This window comes from Marinobacter arenosus (assembly GCF_019264345.1).
GTDB classification, from domain to species: Bacteria; Pseudomonadota; Gammaproteobacteria; order Pseudomonadales; family Oleiphilaceae; genus Marinobacter; species Marinobacter arenosus.
This window is the reverse complement of the sequence record NZ_JAHVAO010000003.1, coordinates 93,755-105,337: the sequence shown is the minus strand read 5'-3', so window position 1 is coordinate 105,337 and position 11,583 is coordinate 93,755. Positions and strand designations below refer to the sequence as shown.

Sequence of the window (11,583 nt, the reverse complement as noted above, 5' to 3'; positions counted from 1 at the left end):
AGGCGGGTTGGGTCAATCGGACGCGTGGAGGACTAACCCGAAGCTAAAAGGTAACTATCATGGCTCAGGTAAATATGCGTGACCTGCTGAAGGCAGGTGCTCACTTCGGTCACCAGACTCGCTACTGGAATCCGAAAATGTCGAAGTTCATCTTCGGCGCCCGTAACAAGATTCATATCATCAACCTTGAGCAGACTGTTCCTGCCATGAACGATGCACTGAACTTCGTTCAGCAGCTGGCAGAGAGCAAGAACAAGATCCTGTTCGTAGGCACCAAGCGTGCAGCGGCCAAGATCATCAAGGAAGAAGCAGAGCGCGCTGGCCAGCCGTTCGTTAACCATCGCTGGCTCGGTGGCATGCTGACCAACTACAAGACCATCCGTCAGTCCATCCGTCGTTACCGCGATCTGGAAGCCCAGAGCAAGGACGGCACCTTTGACAAGCTGACCAAGAAAGAAGCTCTTGAGCGCACCCGTGAAATGGACAAGCTCGAGCGTTCCATCGGCGGTATCAAGGACATGGGCGGTCTGCCGGACGCGCTGTTCGTGATCGACGTTGATCACGAGCGTATCGCCATCAAGGAAGCCAACAAGCTGGGTATTCCTGTTATTGGCGTTGTTGATACCAACAGTGATCCGGACGGCGTTGATTACGTGATTCCGGGCAACGATGACGCCATCCGTGCGATCCAGATCTACGTGAAGGCCGTTGCCGATACCTGTGTCGAAGCAGCCCAGTCTGCCGGTGCGGGCGCTGACGAGTTTGTTGAAGTCAGTGAAGACGCTGAAGGCGCCGCTCCGGCCGCCGAGTAACGCGTCAATATCACGTTAAAGATGTAAGGTGCGCCCGAACGAGCTTCGGGCGCACGTCCTACCGAATTCGGAACAGTTGAGAGGATTGAACATGGCTGCAATTACCGCTGCAATGGTCAAAGAGCTGCGTGAGCGTACTGGCCTTGGCATGATGGAGTGCAAGAAGGCTCTGGTTGAGGCTGAAGGCAGTGTCGACGCCGCAATTGAAGAGCTGCGCAAGTCTTCCGGTCTGAAAGCCGCCAAGAAGGCGGGCCGTACCGCCGCTGAAGGTGTGTCTCTGATCAAGATTTCTGACGACAACACCGTTGCTTTCATTCTGGAAGTGAACTCGGAAACCGACTTCGTTGCTCGCGACGACAACTTCCTTGGCTTCGCCAACGACGTTCTGGATGTTGCGTTCGACAAAGGCGAGACCGACGTTGCCAAGCTGATGGAAGGTGATCTGGAAGCCAAGCGTGAGGCGCTGGTCCAGAAGATTGGCGAGAACATCACTGTCCGTCGTATCGTCAAGGTTGAAGGTCCGGTTGTGGGTGGCTACGTTCACAGCAACAACAAGATCGCTTCCGTTGTGGCTCTGACTGCGGGCGATTCAGAAGTGGCTCGCGACATCGCGATGCACGCCGCTGCCGTTAACCCGCGTGTTGGCAAGCCGGAAGACATGCCAGCAGAAGAGCTGGAGAAAGAGAAGGACGTCATCAAGGCCCAGCCGGACATGGAAGGCAAGCCTGCCGAAATCGTCGAGAAGATGATGGGCGGCCGCATCAAGAAGTTCCTTAAGGAAAACAGCCTTGTTGAACAGCCTTTCGTCAAGAACCCTGACCAGACCGTGGGTGAACTGATCAAGTCCGCCGGTGGCGAGCTGGTTGGTTTCGTTCGCCTGGAAGTGGGTGAAGGCATCGAGAAAGAAGAAGTAGACTTTGCCGCCGAAGTTGCTGCTGCAGCTGGCACAGGCAAGGCCTGATCTTACTTTCGGCACTGTGGCGTCGGCCGCAGTGCCACCTGAGTCTGCCACGTTAGTCGGGATCGCCTGGCTCTCGTGGCGGGCTTGTATCTGAGATACCCCTTTTTGGTGAGGAGTATGTCAGATACAAGCCTGCGACGCGTGTAACGCCGGACAGCAGCCAACAGACGAAAAGGGGATCACCATGCCGACATCATCGAAAACCCAGCCCAGATACAAGCGTGTTCTGCTCAAGCTCAGTGGCGAGGCCCTGATGGGTGAGCACGATTTCGGTATTGATCCCAAAGTTCTCGATCGCATGGCCCTCGAAATCGGTGCCCTGATCGGCATCGGCGTTCAGGTCGGCCTGGTGATCGGCGGTGGAAACCTGTTCCGCGGCGCCGCCCTGAATGCGGCCGGCATGGACAGGGTGACCGGCGATCACATGGGCATGCTTGCGACCGTAATGAACGGTCTGGCGATGCGTGATGCCCTGGAGCGTTCAAACATCCGCACCCGAGTCATGTCGGCCATTCCTATGAGCGGTATCGTCGAACACTATGACCGGCGCCGGGCGGTTCGCGATCTCAAAGACGGTGATGTGGTGATCTTCTGTGCCGGAACCGGCAACCCGTTTTTCACGACCGATTCTGCGGCCTGCCTCCGTGGTATTGAAATCGAAGCGGATGCGGTGCTCAAGGCGACCAAAGTCGATGGCGTTTACTCAGCCGATCCACATCTGGACAGCTCCGCTGAAAAGTACGATTACCTGACCTACGACGAGGTCCTGGATAAGAAGCTGGGCGTCATGGACCTGACGGCCATCTGTCTGGCAAGGGATCACGGCATGCCGCTGCGAGTTTTTGATATGAATCGCGCCGGTGCGCTCACCCGCATCGTGACCGGCGAAAAAGAAGGTACACTGATCGAATAAGCAGGCGTTTCAGGGCTGAAGCAGCGCTGAGACCATGGCACGGATTGAATTGACGAACGAATCGAGGATGCTGAAGTGATTAACGACATCAAAGCCGAAGCCGAAAAGAAAATGAAAAAGAGCCTGGACGCTCTCCACGCGGCGTTTAACAAGATCCGCACAGGCCGGGCTCATCCGTCCATCCTGGACAGCGTGATGGTCAATTACTACGGCCAGGAAACGCCGCTGAAACAGGTTGCCAGCATTAACGTTGAAGACAATCGGACCCTGGCGGTATCACCGTGGGAAAAGAACCTGGTTCCGACCATTGAGAAAGCGATCATGAGTTCAGACCTGGGGCTGAATCCGGCCACCAGCGGTGACCTGATCCGTGTTCCAATGCCGATGCTGACTGAAGAGACCCGTAAGGAAATGGTGAAGCAGGCGAAAGCCGATGCCGAGCATGGTCGTGTTTCCATCCGTAATGCCCGTCGGGACGCCAACAGCATGATCAAGGAACTGCTGAAGGAAAAGGAAATCACCGAAGACGACGAGCGTAAGGGTGAGGACGAAATCCAGAAGCTGACCGACCGTTACATCGCAGAAGTTGAGAAGGCTCTGAAGGCAAAAGAAGAGGACCTGATGGCGGTCTGATGACCGTCACAGCTGATCTGTAAGCGAATGATGGCCGGGACACGGGTGCCGGCCAAGCAGAGGATTTCATGACGGGAACGGTATCCGCAGAGATTCCGGTGTCGGCTGACAGTCGCCCCCGGCACGTAGCGATTATCATGGACGGTAACAACCGGTGGGCCAAGCAGCACCGCCTGACCGGGGTGGCCGGACACAAAGCTGGCGTGGATGCGGTCAAGGCTGTGGTGGAAACCTGTGGGCGGGAAGGTGTAGAAATCCTTACGCTGTTTGCGTTTTCCAGTGAGAACTGGCGTCGCCCCCAGGACGAAGTATCGGCACTGATGAAGTTGTTCCTCTTTGCCCTTGAGCGGGAAGTCCGAAAGCTGCATCGCAACAATATCAGGCTCCGGATTATCGGTGACCGGACAGCGTTCAGTTCCGTCCTGCAGCAACATATGAAAGAGGCGGAAGAGCTTACCCAGCACAACACCCGCATGACGCTGGTGATTGCCGCGAATTACGGTGGCCACTGGGACATTTCCCAGGCTACCCGGCAAGTTGCGACCAAAGTGCGGGCCGGGCTGATCGAACCGTCGGATATCACCGATGACCTGATACAGCAGCACATGAGCATCGGTGATCTCCCGATGCCGGACCTGATGATCCGGACCGCCGGAGAGCAACGGATCAGCAATTTCATGCTTTGGCACCTTGCCTACACCGAGCTGTATTTCTCGCCGGTTTTCTGGCCGGACTTCAAAGCTGATGAGATGCGCAAGGCATTGCAGGCGTACGCTGGGCGTCAACGCCGTTTCGGCCAGACGGACGACCAGATCGCTGCCAAGGCATCACAACAATAATGAAACCATAGCGACTGTCACTGTGTTAAAAACCCGAATCATAACCGCGCTGATCCTGGCTCCAATTGCCGTCGGCGGCATCTTTTTCCTGCCACCACTGGGTTTCGCCCTGTTCACCGGGGCCATCATTACGCTGGGCGCTTGGGAATGGGCCAACATGTCCGGTATTGAACGGCAGGCGGGTCGAGTGGCGTACGCTGCCGTGACGGCGGTCATTCTGTTTGGTCTGCTCAATGTGCCGGCGGTTGCCGTACTCTGGCTGGCGCTGGTGTGGTGGGCGATCTGTTTCCTGATGGTTCGTAGTTACCCCCAAGGCGCCTCGCGCTGGGGGAGTGTGCCCGTGCGGGCGGTCATGGGGCTGTTGGTGCTTGTCCCGGCCTGGGTGGGCCTCAATCACCTGAGAACCGGTGGTCTCGATTTTGGAGTGGTAACCAATAGCCTGTGGGCCATTCTCTACGTTTTCTGTGTTGTCTGGGTTGCCGATATCGGCGCCTACTTTGCCGGACGGGCCTTCGGAAAGGCCAAGCTTGCGCCGCGGGTCAGCCCCGGAAAATCCTGGGCCGGTGTCTGGGGAGGCCTGGTTGCTGTGGGTGTCTTTGCCACCATCATCAGTGTGGTGGCCTCTGCCAGCAGCTCTGAAACGGTATTTCTGGTTCTTGCCAGCCTCGCGACGGGTCTGGTTTCGGTCCTGGGCGACCTGTTAGAGAGCATGCTGAAGCGGTTCCGCGGCATCAAGGACAGCAGCCAGTTATTGCCCGGCCATGGAGGTATCATGGACCGCATTGATAGCCTTACGGTGGCGATCCCGGTGTTTGCCCTGATCATCACCCAGCTTGGCTGGCTTACTGCCGGGCAGTGGTAACCATGTTAGCGCGCCGCCTGACTATTCTTGGAGCGACCGGCTCCATTGGCCTGAGCACGCTCGACGTGATCCGGCGCCATCCCGACCGTTTCTCCGTCTACGCACTGACTGCGGGCACCCGCGCTCATGAGCTTGCTGTGCTGTGCCGCGAGTTTCGGCCTCAGGCTGCCGTGATGGCCGATCCTGGCGCGGCTCGCGAGTTGGCCGAACTGCTGTCCGATCTTCCGTCCATCAAGGTGCTATCCGGTGCCGAGGGGCTCTGCGAGGTTGCTTCGGCGGCCGAAGCCGACACCGTGATGGCAGCGATTGTGGGTGCGGCGGGTCTGCCTCCCACGCTGGCCGCTGCACGCGCCGGCAAACGGGTGTTGCTGGCGAACAAGGAAGCGCTGGTGATGTCGGGCAAGCTTTTCATGGATGCGGTGGCCGAATCCGGTGCGGAATTATTGCCGATCGACTCGGAGCACAATGCGATCTTCCAGTGTATTCCTCCGGATCGGATCCGGGACCCTGGCGGCGCGGGCATTTCCCGGATCCTGTTAACGGCATCGGGTGGTCCTTTCCGGGAGCACAGCGCCGAGGCATTGCGAACGGTTTCGCCCGAGCAGGCCTGTGCCCATCCCAACTGGTCGATGGGACAGAAGATCTCCGTGGATTCTGCCACGCTCATGAACAAGGGGCTGGAGCTGATCGAGGCCTGCTGGCTGTTCAACACCACCCCGGAACGGATCGAAGTGCACGTCCACCCTGAGAGTATTATCCATTCCATGGTGGAGTACGTGGACGGCTCCGTGCTTGCCCAGTTGGGCAGTCCGGATATGAGGACGCCCATCGCCAATGGCCTGGCCTGGCCAGAGCGGATTGACGCCGGGGTGGCGCCGCTGGACCTGTTCTCCATCGGCCGGTTCCACTTTGAACGCCCGGACCTTGTGCGGTTTCCGTGCCTGAGGCTCGCGGCCGAGGCGTTCGATGCCGGCGGCACCGCGCCTGCGGTTCTGAATGCAGCGAACGAAGAGGCGGTTGCGGCCTTTCTTGCTGGTAACCTGTGTTTTGCCGATATCCCCGTTATTATAGAGCGGACGTTGGCCGCAACTGCGGTGGCCCCCGCCGATAGTTTTGAGACCATTTTTGCCAAGGATTCCGAAGCCAGGCAACGGGCGCGGGAACAGATCGGTTTGTTAACTGTCTGAAATTTGTCGCAGTTTCTGTCTTGCTCCAGCCATCAACCGGGAATGCTATGCAGATTATCGAAACCATTCTGGCGCTTGCGCTGACACTGGGCATCCTCGTCACACTGCATGAGTATGGCCATTTCTGGGTTGCCCGTCGTTGTGGCGTCAAGGTGCTTCGATTCTCGGTGGGTTTCGGCAAGCCACTGTTTTCCTGGTACGACCGGCATGGGACCGAATTTGCAGTCGCCGCCATTCCCCTGGGCGGGTACGTTAAAATGCTGGACGCGCGGGAAGGGCCGGTTCCCGAGGAATTGAAGGACCAGGCATTCACGTCCAAATCGCCTGGCCAACGCATTGCCATTGCCTCGGCAGGTCCGGTGGCCAATTTTATTTTTGCCCTTTTTGCTTACTGGCTGCTAAGTGTGGTCGGTGTTACGACGGTTGCCCCCATCGTTGGTGATGTCGCACCGGATTCCGTCGCAGAGCGCATGGGTCTCCAGGAAGGCATGGAGCTACACGCAGTCGACGGGCGCCGGGTTACCTCCTGGCGTGACGTCAACATGCGCCTGTTGGAGCGCGCCGGTGAGCGTGGCGACATCACGATCGAGGTGACCGACAATGGCGCCCGGGGAACCATTACCGGTGAGCTCGGGGGCTGGCGTTTGAGTGATGAGTCGCCCAACCCGCTGGGCCAGTTTGGCATTACGCCCTGGCGTCCTGATGTGCCCCCGGTTCTTGGACAGATCACCGACGGAGGACGGGCGCAGCAGGCGGGTCTTCAGCCGGGTGATCGGGTACTGGCGGTTGATGGTGAGCCCATCGGTAACTGGTTTGATCTGGTAGAATTCATCCGCAGCTCCCCCCAGCAGACGCTGGCGCTGACAATCCAGCGGGATGGCGCTGAGCGCACGATTGAGGTGACGCCCGAAGCAAAAGTGGCGGAAAAGGGTGAAACCATCGGTTTCCTCGGCGCTGGCGTCCAATCGGTACCGTGGCCGGATGAAGTATTGCGGGATGTGAGCTATGGGCCGTTGGCCGCCATTCCAAATGCGATCAACGAAACCTGGGCCGATACCCGTTTGACGCTGGTTGCGATCAAAAAGATGGTCACAGGGCTGCTGTCGCCGACGAATCTCAGCGGTCCCATCACGATTGCCAGGGTTGCCGAGGCCAGTGTCAGCTCCGGATTCGAGGATTTTGTCCGGTTCCTGGCCTATCTCAGTATCAGTCTGGGTGTCCTTAACCTGTTGCCAGTTCCGGTTCTCGATGGTGGCCATATTGTTTACTACACCATCGAAGCCATTCGCGGGAAGCCTCTTTCCGAAGAGGCCCAGGCGCTGGGGTTACGAATTGGTATGACACTGATTCTCACATTAATGGTGTTTGCTCTTTACAACGACCTGATGCGGTTGTGAGAATTGCGAGCTCCTTACGCGCATTAACCAGGCGAAATATTTGAATGAGACGTTCTCTTCTAGGTGTAGCCATTGGCCTCGCTGTTGCCGCGACCGGCATGAAGCCAGCTCTTGCAGATGAATTCACGGTTGCGGACATTGAGGTTGAAGGCCTGCAACGGGTCTCTGCAGGTACCGTTTTTTCTGCCTTTCCCGTCAACATCGGCGAGCAGGTTGATCCTGCCGAACTCGCTGATGCCATCAAATCCCTGTTTGGAACTGGTCTCTTTACCGATATTGAAGCCAGCCGCGATGCCGGCGTTCTGATCCTGACGGTCCGGGAGCGCCCGTCCATCAGCGCTATCGAGATTGAGGGTAACAAGAACATCGAGACCGAAATGCTTACGGAAGCCCTGTCCGGAGCCGGTCTTCAGGAAGGGCAGGTATTCCGGCGCGCCACACTTGAGCGGCTGGAGCTGGAAATTCTTCGTTCCTACATTGCCCAGGGTCGTTACAACGCCCGGGTCAAGGCAACAGCTGAAGAACTGCCACGGAACCGGGTCTCGATTCGTCTTGAAATCAATGAAGGTACCGTTGCGGCCATTCACCACATCAACATTGTGGGCAACGAGGATTTCGAGGACGAACAACTGCTTGACCTGTTCGAACTCCAGACCAGCAGCTGGTGGAATTCCATCACCAATGCGGATAAGTACGCCCGTGAACGGCTGAGCGGTGATCTTGAATCCCTGCGATCCTTCTACCTTGACCGCGGCTATCTGGATTTCAACGTGGAGTCCAGCCAGGTATCGATTTCTCCGGACAAACAGCAGGTCTTTATTGCCATTGCCCTGAATGAGGGGCCGCAGTACACCATCTCCGAAATCAATCTGCGCGGTGACCTGATTGTTGGTGAAGAGGAGCTGCGAAAACTGATTCCGGTGGAAGAGGGGGATGTATTCTCCCGGGCGCGCATGACCGCGATTTCCGAGGCGCTGGCGTTCCGGTTGGGGCGTGAGGGTTACGCGTTTGCCAATGTGAATGCGGTCCCCGAGCCCGGAGAGAACAACACGGCGGCCGTGACGTTCTTCGTGGAGCCCGGCAAGCGCGCCTATGTTCGCCGAGTGAATTTTGATGGCAACGTATCCACCCGCGACGATGTCCTGCGTCAGGAAATGACCCAGATGGAGGGCGGTATTGCGTCCTCCGACCGCATTGAGTTTTCCAAGACCCGGCTCGAGCGTCTGGGTTTCTTCAAGACAGTGAACGTTGACACCGTTCCGGTGCCCGGCACCGATGACCTTGTCGACGTGAATTACAGCGTCGAGGAGCAGCCCACCGGCAGTCTGTCTGCGTCGGTCGGCTTCTCACAGGACTCCGGGGTGATCCTCGGCGCCAACGTGTCCGAGAATAACTTTTTCGGCACCGGTAAGCGGGTGTCGTTCGGGGTCAACGTCAGTGATTCGGTGAAGAGCGCCAACGTCTCGTACCTGGACCCTTACTACACGGTGGACGGCGTTAGTCGCGGGTTCAGTCTGTTTGCCCGTGAGACCGATTACGAGGAAGAGGATATCTCGTCCTACCTGCTCGACGAATACGGTGGTCGGGTGACCTTCGGTTATCCGACGGATAACATTACCCGCCTGAACTTCGGCCTCGGCTACACCCGTTCCAACATCAAGGAAGGGGCGTTTACGTCCCAGGAAGTCCTGGATTTCATCGATGAGGAAGGGGACTCCTTTGACAACTACTTCCTGTTCGGTAGCTGGCGGCGCAGCACCCTGAACCGGGGTGTGTTGCCGAGCGATGGTTACAGCCACTCGGTGTCGCTGGATCTCGCGGTTCCAGGCAGTGATCTGACCTTCTACAAACTGAGCCACAAGACCGATTTCTATCAGCCCCTGACCGATTCGGAGCGCTGGGTCTTACGGGCTCGCACGGATATCGGCTATGGTGACGGCTACAAGGATCGGACCCAGATGCCGTTCTACGAGCATTTCTATGCCGGAGGGTACGGCTCCGTCCGCGGTTACGAGGCGAACTCGCTGGGTTTGAGGGCGACAAACAGCCCGAATGACCTGTCTGAACCGGATCCGTTTGGTGGTAACCTGCTCACCGAGGGCAGTCTGGAACTGATTTTCCCGACGCCCTTTGCCGGCGATAGCCGCTCCATGCGTACAGCGTTCTTCGTGGATGCCGGTCAGGTCTTTGATACCGATCGCGGTTTTGACCCGGCCCTGGATGAAATCCGGTTGTCCGCCGGTGTTGGTTTCCAGTGGATTACCGCAGTTGGTCCGCTGGCCTTTAGCCTTGCGCAACCCCTGAATGACAAGGCGGGTGACGAAACCCAGGTGTTCCAGTTCTCCCTGGGCCAGACGTTCTGACGAATGACGAAAAAAATAATGTATGAAACGAGGAGAATACTGATGTCTCGAATTGCAATGATGGTGGCGGCTGCCCTGATGGCGCTTTCGTTCCCGGCCATGGCAGAAACCCGGATAGGTGTCGTGGATCTGCGCCAGGCGCTGTTCTCATCAAACGATGCCAAGAGTTTCAGCGAGACCCTGCAGAAGGATTTTGCCGGTGACGAAGCCAAGGTCCGGGAAGTTCAGGAAGAAGCTCGGCAGCTGAAGGAGCGTCTGGAAAAAGACGGCGCCATGATGAACGAGAGCGAGCGAAACAAGCTGGCCGGCGAATTCCAGGAAAAGGTCAAAGAGTTCAACTTCCTGAAACAACGCCTGGACAGCACCGTTGCCCAGCGCAAGCAGGCATTCCTGGAGCAGGCACGTCCGGAAGTGGACGCGGCGGTTGAGGAGCTGCTCAAGGAAAATGATCTTGATCTGATCCTGCCAAGCGAAGCCGTTGTCTACGTGAAGCCGGAGATGAACCTCACCCCACAGTTGCTTGAAAAGCTGAACCGTTAATCCTGGTGGGGGATTCCCCGGAACGTTATGGAGCGAGTAATGACAGAGAGGTCCTTTCGGCTCGAAGACATCGCCAAAGCGCTGGGAGCCGATCTCCGGGGTGACCCCGATGTTCAGGTAACGGGCCTTGCAACCTTGCAGGCCGCAAGGCCGGGCGAGATCAGTTTCCTCGCCAACCCCTCCTATGCCAAGTACCTGGTAGACACTCAGGCCTCGGCCGTGATCATGTCGCCGGCATCCGCCGGGGATGCCACGACCAATGTCCTGTTAATGGACAATCCTTACCTGGGCTATGCTCGCCTGAGTCACTGGTTTGATCCTGAGCCCGTATCGACGCCCGGCATTCATCCGTCGGCCGTTGTGGACGCCAGTGCCCGGGTCGCGGCTGACGCGTCCATCGGTCCGAACGCCGTGATCGAAGCCGATGTCGATATTGGTGCGAAGGTGGTGGTAGGTGCCGGCTCGGTCATCGGTGCCCGAACCCGAGTGGGCGCCGGAACCATTATTCGCCCGCGGGTGACACTTGCTCACGATGTTGTCGTGGGGCAACGGTGCCATATCCTGAGCGGTGCAGTTGTCGGCTCTGACGGCTTTGGCTTTGCCAACGAGAAAGGCGTTTGGCAGAGGATTGCCCAGCTGGGACGGGTGGTTCTGGGTGATGACGTCGAAGTCGGGGCCAACACCACCATAGACCGGGGCGCATTGGACGATACGGTCATCGGTGAGGGCGTGAAACTCGACAATCTGATACAGATTGCGCACAACGTTCAGATTGGTGACCACAGTGCCATGGCCGCCATGGTGGGTATTGCCGGCAGCACCCGGATCGGCCGGCATTGCGTCTTCGGCGGCGCATCTGGGGTAGCGGGCCATCTCAACATTGCAGACCAGGTACATCTGACCGGCATGACCCTGGTGACAGGGGATATCCGGGAACCGGGGGTGTATTCCTCCGGCACCAGCGCGGATACCAATCGTAAGTGGCGAAAGAATGCTGTGCGTTTCCGTCAGTTGGATGACCTGGCACGACGCATTAAAGAACTGGAAAAGAAATTAGAGGGCTGAGGCCGATCAAG

11 protein-coding genes are annotated in these 11,583 nt (G+C 57.9%); all 11 read left to right on the top strand.

Annotated elements, in window-relative coordinates:
- The first annotated feature begins 59 nt into the window (after positions 1 to 59).
- The 11 genes from rpsB to lpxD all read left to right on the top strand — a co-directional run bounded on the left by rpsB (position 60) and on the right by lpxD (position 11,572).
- Positions 60 to 812, top strand: coding sequence for a 30S ribosomal protein S2 (rpsB, locus tag KXD86_RS16505; RefSeq protein ID WP_218637261.1), 753 nt, complete (start codon positions 60 to 62; stop codon positions 810 to 812).
- A gap of 91 nt (positions 813 to 903) precedes the next feature.
- Positions 904 to 1,773 carry a translation elongation factor Ts gene (gene tsf / locus KXD86_RS16500; RefSeq protein WP_218637260.1) on the top strand — a complete coding sequence of 290 codons (870 nt, stop codon included), beginning with the start codon at positions 904 to 906 and terminating at the stop codon, positions 1,771 to 1,773.
- Between the two features lie 184 nt (positions 1,774 to 1,957).
- Entirely contained in the window at positions 1,958 to 2,686 is a 729-nt protein-coding gene (gene pyrH, locus KXD86_RS16495) for a UMP kinase (protein ID WP_008170379.1), read from the top strand.
- Positions 2,687 to 2,761: 75 nt separating this feature from the next.
- Positions 2,762 to 3,319, top strand: a complete 558-nt coding sequence (frr, locus tag KXD86_RS16490) for a ribosome recycling factor (RefSeq protein WP_218637259.1) — start codon at positions 2,762 to 2,764, stop codon at positions 3,317 to 3,319.
- Positions 3,320 to 3,387: 68 nt separating this feature from the next.
- Positions 3,388 to 4,158: a polyprenyl diphosphate synthase gene (gene uppS, locus KXD86_RS16485; protein ID WP_218637258.1), complete on the top strand. Its 771-nt coding sequence runs from the start codon at positions 3,388 to 3,390 to the stop codon at positions 4,156 to 4,158.
- Between the two features lie 22 nt (positions 4,159 to 4,180).
- Complete coding sequence (locus KXD86_RS16480) at positions 4,181 to 5,020, top strand: phosphatidate cytidylyltransferase (protein WP_218637257.1); 840 nt, start codon at positions 4,181 to 4,183, stop codon at positions 5,018 to 5,020.
- Positions 5,021 to 5,022: 2 nt separating this feature from the next.
- Positions 5,023 to 6,207, top strand: a complete 1,185-nt coding sequence (ispC, locus tag KXD86_RS16475) for a 1-deoxy-D-xylulose-5-phosphate reductoisomerase (protein WP_218637256.1) — start codon at positions 5,023 to 5,025, stop codon at positions 6,205 to 6,207.
- Between the two features lie 47 nt (positions 6,208 to 6,254).
- Positions 6,255 to 7,604 (top strand): RIP metalloprotease RseP, encoded by a 1,350-nt coding sequence (rseP, locus tag KXD86_RS16470; protein WP_218637255.1) that lies wholly within the window; start codon positions 6,255 to 6,257, stop codon positions 7,602 to 7,604.
- Between the two features lie 44 nt (positions 7,605 to 7,648).
- Positions 7,649 to 9,967 (top strand): outer membrane protein assembly factor BamA, encoded by a 2,319-nt coding sequence (bamA, locus tag KXD86_RS16465; protein ID WP_218637254.1) that lies wholly within the window; start codon positions 7,649 to 7,651, stop codon positions 9,965 to 9,967.
- 42 nt (positions 9,968 to 10,009) lie between these two features.
- Complete coding sequence (locus tag KXD86_RS16460) at positions 10,010 to 10,507, top strand: OmpH/Skp family outer membrane protein (RefSeq protein WP_218637253.1); 498 nt, start codon at positions 10,010 to 10,012, stop codon at positions 10,505 to 10,507.
- Positions 10,508 to 10,546: 39 nt separating this feature from the next.
- Positions 10,547 to 11,572, top strand: coding sequence for a UDP-3-O-(3-hydroxymyristoyl)glucosamine N-acyltransferase (lpxD, locus tag KXD86_RS16455; RefSeq protein ID WP_218637252.1), 1,026 nt, complete (start codon positions 10,547 to 10,549; stop codon positions 11,570 to 11,572).
- Positions 11,573 to 11,583 lie beyond the last annotated feature (11 nt).

Excerpts from the sequence above, each read along its gene's own strand:
- ispC (WP_218637256.1), top strand. The coding sequence starts at position 5,023 with ATGTTAGCGCGCCGCCTGACTATTCTTGGAGCGACCGGCTCCATTGGC.
- rseP (WP_218637255.1), top strand. The coding sequence starts at position 6,255 with ATGCAGATTATCGAAACCATTCTGGCGCTTGCGCTGACACTGGGCATC.
- pyrH (WP_008170379.1), top strand. The coding sequence starts at position 1,958 with ATGCCGACATCATCGAAAACCCAGCCCAGATACAAGCGTGTTCTGCTC.
- lpxD (WP_218637252.1), top strand. The coding sequence starts at position 10,547 with ATGACAGAGAGGTCCTTTCGGCTCGAAGACATCGCCAAAGCGCTGGGA.
- uppS (WP_218637258.1), top strand. The coding sequence starts at position 3,388 with ATGACGGGAACGGTATCCGCAGAGATTCCGGTGTCGGCTGACAGTCGC.
- bamA (WP_218637254.1), top strand. The coding sequence starts at position 7,649 with ATGAGACGTTCTCTTCTAGGTGTAGCCATTGGCCTCGCTGTTGCCGCG.
- rpsB (WP_218637261.1), top strand. The coding sequence starts at position 60 with ATGGCTCAGGTAAATATGCGTGACCTGCTGAAGGCAGGTGCTCACTTC.
- tsf (WP_218637260.1), top strand. The coding sequence starts at position 904 with ATGGCTGCAATTACCGCTGCAATGGTCAAAGAGCTGCGTGAGCGTACT.
- KXD86_RS16460 (WP_218637253.1), top strand. The coding sequence starts at position 10,010 with ATGTCTCGAATTGCAATGATGGTGGCGGCTGCCCTGATGGCGCTTTCG.